Origin of the sequence: Tumebacillus lacus (genome assembly GCF_026410385.1) — a bacterium.
GTDB classification, from domain to species: Bacteria; Bacillota; Bacilli; order Tumebacillales; family Tumebacillaceae; genus Tumebacillus; species Tumebacillus lacus.
Window position 1 is genome coordinate 144,875 of record NZ_JAPMLT010000002.1, and the last position, 14,758, is coordinate 159,632.

Consider the following 14,758-nt stretch of genomic DNA (forward strand, 5'->3'; position numbering starts at 1 on the left):
ACCAGACCCTGTTCAAAACGCAAACGACAGCTGCACCGTCTCGCCTGTCGTCACCGTGACCGGGCTGCTTTGCGACGTCACGCCGTCCGCTGCGACGACGTTGACCGAATACGTGCCCGGCTCCAGATCGCCGACGCCAAAATGACCTTCCATGTCGGTCTTGACCAGATAATACACGCTGGCATTGGAGACCGACACCGACAGCATCGCCGCCGGAGTGCCGAACGAATCGGTGACCGAGCCCGCGACCGCACCAGCGGTCTCGGTGGCCGACTGTGTGAAATGTGCGCGGACCGTCACCGTACCGTCCGCTTTGACGAGCAGATTTTGATATTGAACGGACGACTCGGTCATCGGGTCAAGCACATACAGCGCATAGGAACCGGCCGGCAAGCCGCCGATGGCGAACTGGCCGCTCATGTCGGACTGCTTCTTCCACACGCGCCCGTTCGAACTCAGTTGCACCGTCGCGCCTTGGATCGGCCAGCCGTCCCAGCCGATCACACCGCCTGTGACCGCTCCATACTCCGCAGACGGTCCGTCGCCAAACACAAAGTCTGCCGTCCGCACCTCGTCTGCTGCAAGCGTCACATACTCCGAGATGTGATCAAAATAGAAATCCGGACCTGCCAGTACCGAATAGGAGCCCGGCAGGATGTCGGGAATCGTGTACACGCCGTGCTCATCCGTCATGCCGTTCCATTGCGACCATCCATCCGATACGGAGACGGTCATCATGTGCAGCGGTTGACCGTACTCATCGATCATCGTGCCGGTCAGAGTGGCCGTGCCGGGCGTCGTCGCCTGAGCCGGAGTGAACAAATACAGGAATACCAGGGCAAGTGCCAACAAGGCCGTCGCCAAACAGCGGCCGTTTGTAAATAAACGAGATTGCATAAGTAAGCCTCCCTTTTGTTATCTGCGAATCTATTTCTATGAACTCACTATACATAAGATATAAGCTGTTTACAAGGTTTTTTGAAGTCAAATTAAAGACGAATATTTTACTTCTGCCCGGACATCCTGAACCGTGTTGCTCTCCCACAGGGGCTGTGATATATTGGAACCTCTCGTCGGTTCAGGCGAAAAATTCTCACTACGGAGGTAACTGATCTTGGAGCCTGAGATTCAAAGTGCCTATCAAGAAGAGTTGCAGCGGCTCGAAGAAACCGCTGCCGAGATTGACCGCCAGATCCAGACCCTGGCCGGGATTCCCCGCTACTACGGAGATGACCTGACAGAACAAGCGTTGGAAAACGTCCGGGAATCCCGCCGTCGAAGCCTCGCCATCGCGGAGCACGAACCGTATTTTGGCCGACTCGACTTTCAAGAGCAAGGCCGCGAACACGCGCAGCCGCTCTACATCGGCAAGGTCGGCGTCGAGGACGATGAGACGGGCCGACTGCTCGTCATCGACTGGCGCGCCCCGGTCGCGTCGCTGTTCTACTCCTTCACCGGCGGCGATGACAGCATCGCCTACGACTCGCCGGACGGGATGATCAAAGGTCTCGTTTATTTGAAGCGAAACCTCGTGATCCGCAAGCAGATCCTGCAACGCGTCGTCGACGCCTACGTCAAAGGCGGCGACAACCTCGCCGTCGCCGATGAGTTTCTGCTCTACCGCTTGGAAGAAAACAAAGACAATCGCCTGCGCGACATCGTCTCGACGATCCAAGAAGAGCAGGACCGCATCATCCGGGCAGCCAAAAACACCGCCCTCGTCATCCAAGGCGTGGCCGGGAGCGGCAAGACGACCGTCGCGCTGCACCGACTGGCGTTTCTGTTGTATCAATACCGCGAGAACATCCGTGCCGAGCGCATGATCATCTTTGCGCCCAACTCGATGTTCCTCGACTATATCTCCGGCGTGCTGCCGGAGCTCGGGGTCGGCGGCATCCAGCAGACCACCTACACCGACTGGGTGCTCGACGCGCTGGACCGCGAAGTCGAGCTGGCCGACCCGGCGGAGCGACTCGCTCATTGGTTCCAGATCGGCCCGCATCGCCCCGTGGCGGACGACACAGCCCCCGGCCGCTTCAAAGGCGCGGTCGCGTACAGGACCTACCTCGACCGCTGTCTCGACCGGTGGGAGCAGGACGCCCTGCCCGCCGAAGACTTTGAGCCGTGGGACGGTGCCCGGCTGCCCGTCGCGACGATCCGCGACTGGTTCCACACCGAGTATCGACACTACCCGCTGATGAAGCGTCGCGAGCGGGTGATCGCCCGCCTCAAGCGCTGGGTCGAGATGGAGCTCGACAAAGTCTGGGAGCTTCATTTGAAAAAAGAGCACAAAAAAACGGCGGCCTCCCGCCTGCGCGCCTATCAAAAGGCGTGGCCGGAACTGACCCCGTTCGGATTTTACAAGCTCGTATTTGCCAAGACGAAACGTCCGCACTGGCTGCCGGACGATCTGCTGACCGAGATCCCAGCGGCGATCGTCGAGGCGTCGAACAAATTATATAAGAAAAAACAGGTCGCCCTCGAAGACCTCGCCCCGCTGATGCACATCCACCAGCGGTTCCAAGGCATTGACGGCAACGATACGTTTGACCACGTCGTCATCGACGAAGCGCAAGACTTCTCGCCGTTCCAAGTGGCGGTGCTGAACGAGCGCACGCGCGGCGGGTCGTTCACCATCCTCGGCGACCTGTCGCAAGGCATCCACTCCTATCAAGGTATCCGCGACTGGCAGGAGTTTCTCTCTCTGTTCCTCGGTGAGGAGCGCTCCGGCTATTTCCGCCTCGACCGCTCGTACCGGTCGACGATGGAGATCATCCACTTCGCAAACGAAGTCATCGCCCGCTCCGGCGACCCGGTCACGCTGGCCAAACCGGTCTTTCGCTCCGGCGAACCGGTGCGCGTCGAACACGTCGCGCCGGAGCAACGCCTCGACGCGATCCTCCGCACCGTCCGCGAACTGACCGGCGGCACGGCCGACACCGTCGCCGTAGTCGGCCGCACCGACGACGAGTGCGCGGCGATCCACGCCCACCTCCGCGAGCAGGGGCTCGAAGCCACGCTGATCACCTCCAAGCAGACGGCGTACAAAGGCGGCCTGTCCGTCCTCCCCGTCTACCTGACGAAAGGCTTGGAGTTCGACGCCGTACTGATCACCGACGTCGACGCCGACCACTACGAACGCAACGCGCAGGATGCCAAGCTGCTCTACGTCGGCTGCACCCGCGCTCTGCACCAACTGCACCTCCACTTCAGCGGCGACGTATCACCGCTGATCGAGGGCATCGACACAGACGCAAACGTATAAAAAGGAGCCTCCCCGCGAGGCTCCTTTCTTTAATCTCCTCCATAAATAACGATTTGAAAAACATGGAATAAAAGGGTAAACTTGATCTTGGCAACGATGATTTTTGAAAGGAGATTTTTCCTTATGTATAAACGCACGCTGCTCGCTGTCTCGCTGACGGCCGCCCTGCTCACCGCAGGATGCTCCTCCGGCGGGAACGAGCCGACTGTGGCCACCGTCAATACTACCAAAGACAAAAAACAGCCAGACCCCAACCAGATCATCATCGGACAAGTGACCGGGCTCGGCTACTCGGCAGACGGCACCTCGCTGTATGCGGCGACAGACAACGCGCTGCTCCCTCATAAACGGGAGGGCTGGTTGGCTCCACTCAACCGCTACGACCTCACCTCGCTGATCACCACCGAAAAGACGATGTACATCTCCGGCCGCGACCCGGAACAGGGCAGCACGCCGCTCGGACTGCTCAAAAGCGCCAACTCCGGCAAAAAATTTGAATCGTCCGCGCTCGCGGGCGTTGCCGCTCTGCCGACGACCACCGCCGCCTCGTATCGCAAAGGCACGCTGTACACCTACAACAAAGAGGCACAAGGCGATTTCAAAGCCGGTCTCTACATCAGCGACGATCAAGGCGAAACGTGGCGCCCGACCGAGATGATCATTCAAAAATCGGACATCCGCGCGCTCGCCGTCCACCCGGATCACGGCAACGTGCTGGCGATCGGCACGAGAGAGGGCATCCTGTTCTCCGAAGACAGCGGCAACACCGTGCTCGTCGAAAGCCCGTTCTTCAAAAACACCACGGCGATGGCGTTCGACCTGAACAACCCGGACACGCTGTTCGTCGCCACGCAGGATGAAAAAGGCTCCTACCTGTACGCCTTCCACAACTATCGCAAACTGCGCAGCGCGCCCAAAAGCGGCTTCACCTACTCACCGCGGATCACGCTGCCACAAGGCAACCGGATCACCGCCGTCGCCGTCAATCCGAAAGTCGACGAGATGGCCATCGCCACCGAGAGCGGCAACATCTATCAGTTCCCTCGCACCAAACCGTCGATGGCCAGCGCCGCACTCACGCAGCAAGGCACCGTGCAGATTTTGAAAAAATAGCGCATAGACTGGCTAACGAACGACCAAAAGGATGCCCGCCGCATGCAGGCATCCTTTTTTCAGAAACACAGGAAGACGAGACTTACCGATTGCCCGGACGCTCGTTCGGATCTTTCTGCCCGTCGCCGCCCTCGACCTGCAACTCCATCTCGTCCAGTTGCTGTTGCAACGCTTCCAGCACTTTGTCGCCGTTGACTTGATCGGTCTGCGTGACATCGTGCATCGGGTGCATAAACATGCCGGACTGAGCCTGCAGCGTCTCCATCGCAATCGTGTTGCTCGCGTCCTCGGTGATGTATTGGCGATTGTCGGTGGACGCGTCGCCGGAGAGGTGCTGAACCGGATAGTTCGGATCATCGGTCAGCCGCAGTTGTTTTTGGTTGGTAAAATCCTTAAAACTCTGCTTTTTGCCTTCTGTCACACGCAAAACCCCCTTTGCTCCTGCCTGACACTAAGATTCCCCGCCTGAAAACGCTTATGCCTGTTTCGTCAAAAAAGGAGGCTACACTCAATGAACCCGAAATTTTCCTACGGGAAGATCTTCGCGATCGGCAGCGGATTTTTTGCGATCTCGGTCGTCTGGATGGTGTACAACACGTTCATGCCGCTGATCCTCAGCGAATTTATCCAGTCCAGTGCCTTGCGCGGTGCGATCATGGGACTCGACAACCTGCTCGCCGTCTTCCTGATCCCCTTTATCGGCGTCTGGTCGGACCGCACCTCGACCCGCTTCGGCCAACGGCTGCCGTTCATCGTCGTCGGCATGCCGCTCGCCGCTCTGCTCGTGATGCTGTTGCCTTTGTCAAACGGAGCCTTGTGGACGTTGCTGGCTGTCGACGTGCTGTTCCTGCTGTCGATGACCGTCTTCCGCGGTCCGGTCATCGCCTTGATGCCCGACCACACCCCGCCGGTCAAACGCTCGTCGGCCAACGGTGTCATCAACCTGATGGGCGGCATCGGCGCGCTCGTCGCCCTGTTTGTGCTCGGCAAGCTCTGGGATACGCACCACGCCTACCCGTTCCTCGCAGCGGGCGCGATCATGCTGCTCGCGTTCGGCTTTCTCTTCTTCGCCGTCGACCGCCGTCCGCCGTATGCAGAGCCGTCGACCGATGACAGCGAATCGCTCGGCTCGTTCCGTCAAAATCTCAGCCAGTTGTTCAGCACCGAACACCGCCCGCAGCTCTATATTCTGATCGCCATCTTCCTGTATTTCATCGGCTATGCGGGCGTCGAAGCGCAGTTTTCCACCTACGCCGTCCACCATCTCGGCGTCACCGGCGGCCAGGCGGCGACCGCGCTCGGCTTCTTCTCGCTCTCGTTCGTGCTGTTCGCGCTTCCGGCCGGCTTTGTCGGCACGAAGATCGGCAAGGCGAACGCGATGAAAATCGGCCTGATCCTGATGCCGGCTACCTTTGTCCTGATCCCGTTCTTCTCGTCGCTCACGATCATCAAAGTCCTGCTCCTGCTCGGCGGCATCGGTTGGGCGCTGATCAACGTCCAAGCCTACCCACTCGTCGCCGACCTCGGCGGCAAACAGCGGATCGGCCTGTTCACCGGGATGTACTACTTCTTCTCGATGGGCTCCTCCATCGTCGCGCCGTTCCTGCTCGGCCTCGTGATGGACTTCCTCTCGTACCCGGCCCTGTACTACGTCGGTTCGGCCTCGGTGCTGCTCGGCCTGTGGTTCCTGCACACCGGCGTCAAAAAGCTCTCTGTCTGATGACAGAGAGCTTTTTTATCAGTGTCAGGCTTCGTTTGCCTTCTTTTCCAGTTCCGCCAGTTGCTTCTCCAGACCCTCACGCCACGCTTGCGACAGTTCCGGGACTGCGAGAATGCGCTTGATACTCTCGACGTTGTTTTTCTCGAGGAAGCGCGCATGGTTCGTGAACGCCACCGTCACGCCGAGCGGATGACGCTCCAGCAGCCGCAGTTCCTGACCGGCCTCGACATGACCTTCCTGCAAGACACGGAGATAAAACCCGGTAAATCCGGTTTGCATCACTTGAAGCCCGACTTTGTCGACGCCGTGGGCCATCGCGATTTTAAAGCAAGGAATCCGCGCTTCCGTGATCTGCACCACCGCTTCGCCGAGCGCAAACGTGTCGCCGATGCACAGATCGTCCTCCAGCATCCCCTGCACCGTCAGATTCTCCCCAAACGCGCCGGGGGTCAGCTCTTTGCCAAACACTTTTTCCCAATAGGGGTAGTGTTCGACCGGATAGACGCACACCGCTTTGTCCGGCCCGCCGTGAAATTCCAGATTGGCTTGCTGATCGCCTGTCAGATTGGTTTTCCCGAGAAACACCGGACCTGCCACCGGCTGTTTGAAAAAGGCGGTCTCCACCGGCTTGCCTTTATACTCCGCCAGTTTCGGTCTTGCCACTTGTATCGATAGCACACGTGCGGTCGTCATCATCGCTTCCCCATTTCCCCAAGATCTTTTCCTTATTTTATCGGGAACTGGCAGGAAAATCCACAGGGCTCCAGAATTATTGTCATATAAAATAATTTATATTCATGGAGTTGCTCATAAATGTTTAACAGAACTCACTTCCCCGTACACTTCGACCTGCGCCCGGTTACTTTATCGGATGCTGACAGCCACTTTGCCTTGATCGACGGCAGCCGGGACTACCTGCGCCGCTGGTTGCCGTTTATCGACGACAGCCGCTCGCCGGAAGACTCGCTCGGCTTTCTGCAATACGCCCTGCAAGCGCAGGAGGAAGGGTCTGCGATGTACTTCGCGATCCTCTCGGAGGGCGAGTTTGCCGGTGTGATCGGCTACCACCGCATCGACCGTGAAAACAACATCGCCACCGTCGGTTGCTGGCTCGGCCTGCCCTACCAAGGGCGGGGACTGGCTCACGCGGCGTATGCGGCGGTGATCGAGTACGCGTTTACCGAGTTGGACATGAATCGCGTGCAGATGTTCGTCTCCACCGACAACGAGCGGAGCAACCGGGCCAAGGAGCGGCTCGGCATGACCCGCGAAGGCCTGATTCGTCAGGCGGAATGGCTGTACGACCGCTACGTCGACCACTGCATCTGGTCGATCCTGCGCGACGAATGGAACCAGAGAGAGGAGCCTGCCCGATGACGACGACCGACTACTCCTATTTGCAAAAAGCCACCCCGCGTCAGATCGATCGGCTCGCCTCGCACCTCCTGCGCCGCTATCGGGAAAAGGAGCAAAAAAGCGGGCTGTCGATCGTCTATGACATCACCTACATCTGCAACCAAGCCTGCCCCGGCTGCTGCGTCTCCGCCATCGCCTACAAGAAAGGCACGGAGATCGCGCCGGAGTCACACGGCCATGATTTTCAGGGAATTTCAAAAGTTCTGCACAAGATCCGCGCCTACCTCGACTCGCGGCCGGACCTGCCGTTCTTTCTGGACTTTGGCGGCGGGGAACTGACCCTGCGCCCGGATTGGAAAGACATCGTGCGCCTCGCCTCGGAGCTGTTCGGTCGCGAGTCGGTCGGCATGAACACCAACGGCACCCGCGCGTCTGTGGAGGACCTGCTGGAGATCGAGCCGTACATCTCGTACATCGGCATCTCCATCGACGGATTGGAGGAGTATCACAACCGTTGGCGGAAAACGGTCGAAGGCGTGAACTCGTACCAAAAGACGATGACCTTGATCTCGCAGATGATCGAGCACCCGTCCCTGCGCGACAAACTGGACATCACCACCGTCCCGACCAAGGACAACCTCGCCCAGATCCCCGATCTGATGCGGGAGTTGCATGCGCTGGGCATCCGGCATTACTCGGTGCACCGGGCGATGCAGGTCGGCCGCTTCTGGGAGCGGGACGAGCTGCTGCCGGGCAAGGAGGACTATTTTGACCTGCTCCTGCGCCTGATCGAGACGGGCGAGGAACTGGGCATGAACGTCCACCTGCACCATTCCATCGAGTCGATCTACACCGCGCTGCTGCTCGGTCACAACACGTACGCCGGCGACAACATCGGCAATCCGGACCGCAAAGCGTCGCTTGGCATCGACCCGTGGGGCCGCGTGTTCTTCGATCCGTGGTGCACCGTCGCGCCGTGGGACAAACTGGCGAGTTCCTCGCTGCTCGACGACGGCATGGACTTCGAAGACATCCTGCGCTCGCACGGCGGCGTGCAGGATCTGATCGACTCCTACTGCCGGATCGAGACCCGCTGCCAAGGCTGCCCGGTCGCCTGCTCCGGCGGCAACCGCATCGCCTCCGCCGCCCAGCACATCCGCTCCACCCGCGGCCTCAAAGCCAGCGCCGTCACCCGCGACGACCTGCTCGGAGCCCTCGCCGCCGTCGACCCGGCCTGCCCGCTCTACCGCGACGGCGACACCTTCGCCCCGCCTGACGATGCCGACCTGCTCGACGTGCTCCGCCCCTTCCGCGAAGCAGCCCGGGGTGCGGCTCAGAAATAAGAAAAAGGAGCGATCCTCTACAGCATGAGCACTCCCAACACCGCCGCGAAAAGCACCTATCGTTTTGGCGCCAGTCCCAACCGTCTTTTACAAATGGACGTACTCTACTTTCTCGTCACATTGCTCTTCTTCTACGTCCAGCTCCACATGGTCATCCAGTTCGCGTGGCTTGGCCATATCACCCTGCTCGCCCTGTTCCTGAACCTGCTCTGCTTCAAACTCGGGGAACTGGCCCACGAGCTGTTCGACGGCGGTCCGGCCCCGCTGTGGATCGTCCTCGCAGCAGGCTCGGCGATCCTCTCCGCGACGATGCCCGACCTCTCCGTCCTCTACTTCGTCTTCGGCCTCGCCATGATGAAGATCCGCGTCGAGCTGTCCGCCTACTCCGCCCGCAGCGTCAAGCTCAGCTCGCGGGCGCTCGGCTTCATCCTCGCACCCTTGTTTCATCCGGTCGTCTTCGAGATCTTTGTCGTCGCCACCTTCGCCCTGTGCCTGCTCCACATCAAGCACATCAAAACGAACGAAGCCCCGCGCCTTCATTGGTTCACCCTGCCGGAGAACAAACGCGTCTACTGGACGATGGGCGTCCACCACGCCCACTATTTCATCTACTGCTACTCGATTCCGATCTCCTTCGCCGCCTGGAGCGACCTGCCGATGTGGAGCATGGGCCTCGTCTTCTACGTTGGCTGGGCCGCGTACAACGCCTATGAAAAATGGCTCCGTCCGAGTTGGCCCGCCTTCATCATCGGCCACTTCATCGGTGCTCTGTCCCTCATCGGCCTGTACTATGCCGAGGCTCTGTCTCCGCTCCTCTTCTGGTGGTTCATGACGGGACTTGGCGGCGGCACCGTCTTCATGCTCCATCGCCTCGTGCCGCGTCCGGCAGACGTCGTCGACCGCGAGTTGAGCATCACTGAAGGGTTCGGCCACGTCTTCGGCGTCGCCGTCTGGGGCCTATTGATCTTCACCGTCTCTCCGGAGAGCCCCTACCTCGCCGGCGCGATCCTCGCCGCCCTCTCGATGTTCATCGCCTACAACGCCTCGAAATCAAAAAATGGTCAACCCGCTTCCTAGCCGGGTTGACCTTTTCTTTCTTACAGCGAGAAATAATCCACATACAAACGCGGAATATACGACGCCGGATCGTTGTAATACGAGATGATATTGTCATGATACAGATCGAACGCATGCTTCAGATCATGCACACAGTTGATCACAAAATGCGCTTCTTTCGCTTCGATATACTCCACATGCTCCAACGCCCGCTCGATCAGGCTCTGATGCCCGCCTTCGATATCGCCGCGCATATGTTGCAGAATCGGCTCAATCGTATCCGGAATGTGGCCAAAGTTGCCCGAGATCTTCTCAAACGACGCCTGCGCCGTCGCGTAGTCCTCCTGACGCGCCTCAAACAGCGACGTGCAAGCGATATACGCCAGCGAGCTCTGACGCCCGATCTCGCACAGCATCTGGATCAACGCCGTCGTCCCGACCAGCGGGTTGGCCGTCTGTGCCACCTCGCGCGGGATGCCCACGTTCTCCAGCGTCTGCAAGATCAGATCGGTATGGTTGTACTCATCGAGGAAGTAGTCGGTCAGGATCTTCTCATGATGCTCGTCCCGGCAATGAGCCAGCGCATTGGAGATATGACGGGTCGCCGACTTCACATACTGGTAGGTCTCCAGCAGTAGCCCGTGGAACACTTCCTTCGGATACTCGTTGCGCTCCAGACCCGCGAACAGCTGATGATACCCGATCTGACGGGACCACATCACCGCCGTGTCGTCGATCGCGCGGAGGAAGTCCTCTTTTTTAATCCGGTCGAGCGGCAGTTCTTCGCGGAACATCCCCATCTCGTCCATCATCGCGACGATGTCGCGCACGCTCTCCTCGTTGACACCGGTGTGTTCGGCGATCTGCGGGATCGTGTGACGGCCGTCCATGTAGCGTTTCAGCTCCATAAACTTGCGCGGGTCGCCCACATCCTTGCCGATTTCAAAATAGTCTTTGCCAAACACCAGAAAAATGCTTTCTTTATCGTTGCGGATCACAAACGTGCAGTGACGCAGACGCGGTTTTCCCAAATAGCCTTTCGCGGTGGACAGTGTGCTCAATGAGTGACTCCTCCTCGATCTCCTGGTAAATAGATCGATCACCTGACCGGACAGCCAGGTGATCGAGGGCGATCACTTGGCGATTATGCGCAAGCGATCAGAGCTGCGGTGGAAGAAGACAGAGCGGAAGATTCACCGATCTTCTTGATCGTCACTTTCAGTTGCATGCTGTCACACCTCCTTGAACGTTAATAGGTAACTCAAATTAATCTTACTTTGGAAAAAATTCACTGTCAATAGATTTGGCTGAATTTTTTCAAAAAAATGTAGCCGTTCATAAAATTGCCTAAATTGAAAGAAGCACCCGTTTCTAAATCGGGTGCTTCTTTCCTTTTTATACGTCCTGTTTACGCCAACACCTCGCGCATAAACGTCAACGTCTGCACCCACGCATCGCGCGCGGCGTCCACGTTGTAGAAATTGCGCGTATCGTTGAAGAACCCGTGATGCGCCCCTTCGTACATCAGCGTGGTCAACTGCTTGCCCTCCGCTTCCATCGCTTCCCGGAACTCCGGGAGCAACGCGTTGATGCCTTTGTCCTCGCTGCCGAACACCCCGAGCACCGGGCAGCCGACCCCTGCGATCAGTTCACGGCGCGGCAGCATGCCATAATAGATCACCGCGCCCGAGAGCGCATCCGACCGGCACGCCATCTGCGCCGACAGCGCCCCGCCCATGCAGTATCCGATCGTCGCGATCCGCTGTCCGGCCGACACGTCGGCCGTCTGCGCATACGCCAGCGCCGCGTGCAGCTTGTTGATATACAAAGGAGCCCGCTCGGCGATGGCAAAGACAGCGGCAAACGTCTCTTGCAGTTCCTTCGATTCCTTCGCCAGCAATTGCCCCAGCAGTTCGCGGTCATGCAGGGAAGTCGCCGGGATGCGGTCGAGGAAGCCTTTGATCAGATCGACCCGCTCCTGTTTGTACACCTCCGGGAGTGCGCCGTTCTCCGCATACAGAACCGGCGCGATCACGTTGTACCCCGCCTGTGCAAACCGGTCGGCCACATCCTGAATGTGATCATCCACGCCAAAGATCTCCTGAATCACCACCACCGTCGGCAGCGGCGTCTGGGCCGCCTCCTGACGCACCGTGTAGAGATAGACCTCCTGCTCGCCTTCCGTCACATGCACCCATTCTTTGCGCAACGTCATCGGTATGTACCCCTCTCCTCTGTAAAAGTAAACCTACAACTTCCCTTTCTCCGCGTAGACCCGGCGCAGTTTATCCCGCCGTTCCTCCGCCAGTACCCGCCACTCGGAAGCCAACGCTTTGGCGGAGAGCACCTCTTCCAACAGTTCCAGATTGGTGTACTCGTGATACAACGACCGGTTGATCATCGCCACCGACACGCCTTCTTCCGCCCGCTCCAGCCGTTCAAACCGGCGGTCTTCGCCGATCATCCCTTCTTCCAGCACGCGCAGATAAAAGCCGGTGTACCCCGTCCGGGCGACCTTCGGCAGCACCGTCGGATCACCGAGCCGCACCTCGACTTTAAAACAAGGCACTCGCGGCTGACAGACCTGAACCACCGCCTCGCCCAGCCGGTACACGTCGCCGATGCACACCTCATGCTCCAGCATGCCGCGCACCGTCAGATTTTCACCGAAAGCGGAGATCGGCATCTCCCGGCCGATCTGTTCCGCCCAGTAGGGGTAGTGGTCGTAGGAATAGACCATCACCGCTTTGTTTTCGCCGCCGTGATGGATCAGGTCCGCCTGACCGTCGCCTTCCAGATTGGTCTTCGCCAGATAGACGGGGCCGTCGACCGGCTGCTTGAAGATCCCGGTCTTGATCCTCATCCCGCGATATTCCACCATCTGCGGCCGTCCGACATTCAGCGAAACGACCTCGATTGATTGAGACATGATATTCCCTCCTTGACATTGATAGATCTATTTATAATGTCAATTCGGGACATGTCCGTCAATTCCTTGCCACGTCGATGATTTCCACGCGATTTCCCCACGGATCGGCGAGAAAGAACCGCATCACGCCGGGGATTTCATCGTTATCCTTGACTTCGATGCCGTGAGCGAGCAATTTCTCACGCAGCGCGGCTGCACCTTGCACCCGAAATGCCGGATGCGCCTTTTTCGCCGGAGCAAACTCCGCCTCCACGCCGACATGCAGCTGCAGGCCGCCGCCGACTTCAAACCAGCAGCCGCCGCGCACCTTCAGCTTTTCCGGCTTCTCGATCTCCGGCATCCCGAGCAATTCGCCAAAAAACCGGCGTGCCTCTTCTTCGCATCCTTTCGGAGCGGCGAGTTGGACATGGTCGAGCCCTGCAAATACGAACGACATATGCGATCCCTCCTTTTGTAAACTTCTTCCTGCTATTGATTGTATCCTGCCGAGCGCCCTTTCGGTTATGCAACATCTCTCTGTCGTTATCGAAAATTCAAAGAACCACTCGCACCACCGCGCCGCCCTCTGGATGATTGCTCGCGGTCACCTCGCCGCCGTGTTGCTCGGTGAGGCGTTTGGCGATATAGAGCCCGAGACCGGCGTGGCCTTTGGCTTGCGAGCGGGACGGGTCGCCTTGATAAAATTTATCGAAGACGCGACCCAGATCCCGTTCTGCAAATCCCGCTCCCGTATCGCGCACTGTGATCGCCAGCCGCCCTGCTTCCACCTCGGCCCTCATCTCGATCCGTCCACCCTCGGGCGTAAACCGCAGCGCGTTGCCGACGATGTTGTCCAACACCTGCGCCACTCGCTGCGCATCGAGGCACAGCACATCGTCGACACCCGCCCCCACGGCATACTCAAACGCAAACACTCGGCCTTTCTGCTCCGCCAGCCACGCATACCCCTGCGCCTTTTCCTCCAAAAACCCCCTCGTCTCAACCGCTTCCGGCCGCAGCGAAAACTCCGCCCTGTCGATCTCCGACACCGCGTTCATCTCTTCGATCAGCCCCACAGCACGCCGCGTGTTGCTCTCAATCGTCCGCAGATACCGCTCCAGCCGCTCCGGTTTGTTCATACCGCCCCCGAGCAGCCCCTCCGCATGACCTTGGATGATCGTCAGCGGCGTCCGCAGATCGTGGGCGATCGCCGCGACCATCTCCCGCCGCTCCTGCTCCAGCCGCCACTCGCGCAGCAACGACTCCTTCAGTTCCGCCCGCATCGCTTCAAACGACCGCGTCAGTTCGCCGATCTCATTTTCCGCCCGATACTCCAGCGAAAAATCGAGGTCCCGCTCCCTGATCCGCTCCGCCGCCCGCACCAACTCCCGGATCGGCCGATTCAACCGCCTGCCAAACCCGCGCGCAAACCCCAGCGCAAAGATCAGCACATACAAAAACGGCGACGCCAACACGATCACCGCCACCATCACACCCCACCAGTTGCGGCGCGGGTCCGCCACCGACACTTCCAAGTCATAGCGCACCGCCACCGCGCCGCGCCACTCCCCCTCCGGATCGAGCAGCGGATACACAGTTGTCACCGTCTGCCCCGATACCGACTGCCGATTTAAGAGGCGAGCCAACTCCGCTCCGTTCGCCGCCAGCTGCCCCTCCAGCGTTCCGTAGCGCACCCGCGCCGACCGGTCCATCACCTGATACCGCATTCCCGGCGACGGCACCTTTTCCTCAAACGCAGCCCGCGCATCCGCTTCGAGCAACGCCGCACCCTGCTCCTCTACATACTCCGCGAGCGCAGGCATCCTTTTTTCATAAAAATTTGCCGGCCGCACCACCCGATCCCCGCCATGCGTCCACCACAAATATCCGACGACGTACGTCACCGCCGAACAAAGCACGCTCAGAACGAGGATCAGCAAAAACGTCGCACCCAGTTGATTTTTCAAACTCCACCGCTCCATCAACCGCCCCATCGT

The 14,758-nt window shown here is 59.3% G+C and carries 14 protein-coding genes; 6 read left to right on the forward strand and 8 right to left on the reverse strand.

Going from position 1 to position 14,758, the window contains the following annotated elements; translation table 11 throughout:
• Positions 1-12 precede the first annotated feature (12 nt).
• A complete protein-coding gene (locus OS242_RS05100) occupies positions 13-897 on the reverse strand; it encodes an MSCRAMM family protein (RefSeq protein ID WP_267150574.1) in 885 nt (294 codons plus the stop codon).
• A gap of 217 nt (positions 898-1,114) precedes the next feature.
• Here OS242_RS05100 and OS242_RS05105 point away from each other — a divergent pair, with 217 nt between their 5' ends.
• Complete coding sequence (locus tag OS242_RS05105; RefSeq protein WP_267150575.1) at positions 1,115-3,265, forward strand: HelD family protein; 2,151 nt, start codon at positions 1,115-1,117, stop codon at positions 3,263-3,265.
• A gap of 123 nt (positions 3,266-3,388) precedes the next feature.
• A complete protein-coding gene (locus OS242_RS05110) occupies positions 3,389-4,378 on the forward strand; it encodes a WD40/YVTN/BNR-like repeat-containing protein (protein WP_267150576.1) in 990 nt (329 codons plus the stop codon).
• Positions 4,379-4,460: 82 nt separating this feature from the next.
• On the opposite strand, the gene OS242_RS05115 is transcribed toward OS242_RS05110, so the two are convergent.
• Positions 4,461-4,799, reverse strand: a complete 339-nt coding sequence (locus OS242_RS05115) for a hypothetical protein (RefSeq protein WP_267150577.1) — start codon at positions 4,797-4,799, stop codon at positions 4,461-4,463.
• Positions 4,800-4,889: 90 nt separating this feature from the next.
• On the opposite strand from OS242_RS05115, the gene OS242_RS05120 reads away from it, so the two are divergent.
• A complete protein-coding gene (locus OS242_RS05120; protein ID WP_267150578.1) occupies positions 4,890-6,098 on the forward strand; it encodes an MFS transporter in 1,209 nt (402 codons plus the stop codon).
• Positions 6,099-6,122: 24 nt separating this feature from the next.
• Here OS242_RS05120 and OS242_RS05125 read toward each other — a convergent pair whose 3' ends face one another.
• On the reverse strand, positions 6,123-6,791 hold the full coding sequence (locus tag OS242_RS05125; protein ID WP_267150579.1) for an MOSC domain-containing protein: 669 nt from the start codon (positions 6,789-6,791) through the stop codon (positions 6,123-6,125).
• Positions 6,792-6,911: 120 nt separating this feature from the next.
• Between OS242_RS05125 and OS242_RS05130 the strand changes: the two genes are divergently transcribed.
• Genes OS242_RS05130 through OS242_RS05140 form a run of 3 tightly spaced genes read left to right on the forward strand, consistent with a single transcriptional unit; the run spans position 6,912 to position 9,874 of the window.
• A complete protein-coding gene (locus tag OS242_RS05130; protein ID WP_267150580.1) occupies positions 6,912-7,475 on the forward strand; it encodes a GNAT family N-acetyltransferase in 564 nt (187 codons plus the stop codon).
• Entirely contained in the window at positions 7,472-8,797 is a 1,326-nt protein-coding gene (locus tag OS242_RS05135) for a radical SAM protein (protein ID WP_267150581.1), read from the forward strand. The genes OS242_RS05130 and OS242_RS05135 overlap by 4 nt, the downstream gene beginning before the upstream one ends.
• 24 nt (positions 8,798-8,821) lie before the next feature.
• Positions 8,822-9,874, forward strand: a complete 1,053-nt coding sequence (locus OS242_RS05140) for a hypothetical protein (protein ID WP_267150582.1) — start codon at positions 8,822-8,824, stop codon at positions 9,872-9,874.
• A 20-nt stretch (positions 9,875-9,894) separates the two neighbouring features.
• On the opposite strand, the gene OS242_RS05145 is transcribed toward OS242_RS05140, so the two are convergent.
• From OS242_RS05145 to OS242_RS05165, 5 genes are all read right to left on the reverse strand, one after another.
• Entirely contained in the window at positions 9,895-10,914 is a 1,020-nt protein-coding gene (locus OS242_RS05145) for a thiaminase II/PqqC family protein (protein ID WP_267150583.1), read from the reverse strand.
• Between the two features lie 347 nt (positions 10,915-11,261).
• The gene (locus tag OS242_RS05150) at positions 11,262-12,068 is read right to left on the reverse strand and encodes a dienelactone hydrolase family protein (RefSeq protein ID WP_267150584.1); all 807 of its coding nucleotides are present in this window, start codon (positions 12,066-12,068) and stop codon (positions 11,262-11,264) included.
• A 33-nt stretch (positions 12,069-12,101) separates the two neighbouring features.
• Positions 12,102-12,785, reverse strand: coding sequence for an MOSC domain-containing protein (locus tag OS242_RS05155; protein ID WP_407702094.1), 684 nt, complete (start codon positions 12,783-12,785; stop codon positions 12,102-12,104).
• 55 nt (positions 12,786-12,840) lie between these two features.
• Positions 12,841-13,218, reverse strand: coding sequence for a VOC family protein (locus OS242_RS05160; RefSeq protein WP_267150586.1), 378 nt, complete (start codon positions 13,216-13,218; stop codon positions 12,841-12,843).
• A 97-nt stretch (positions 13,219-13,315) separates the two neighbouring features.
• On the reverse strand, positions 13,316-14,755 hold the full coding sequence (locus OS242_RS05165; protein ID WP_267150587.1) for a sensor histidine kinase: 1,440 nt from the start codon (positions 14,753-14,755) through the stop codon (positions 13,316-13,318).
• Positions 14,756-14,758: the final 3 nt, after the last annotated feature.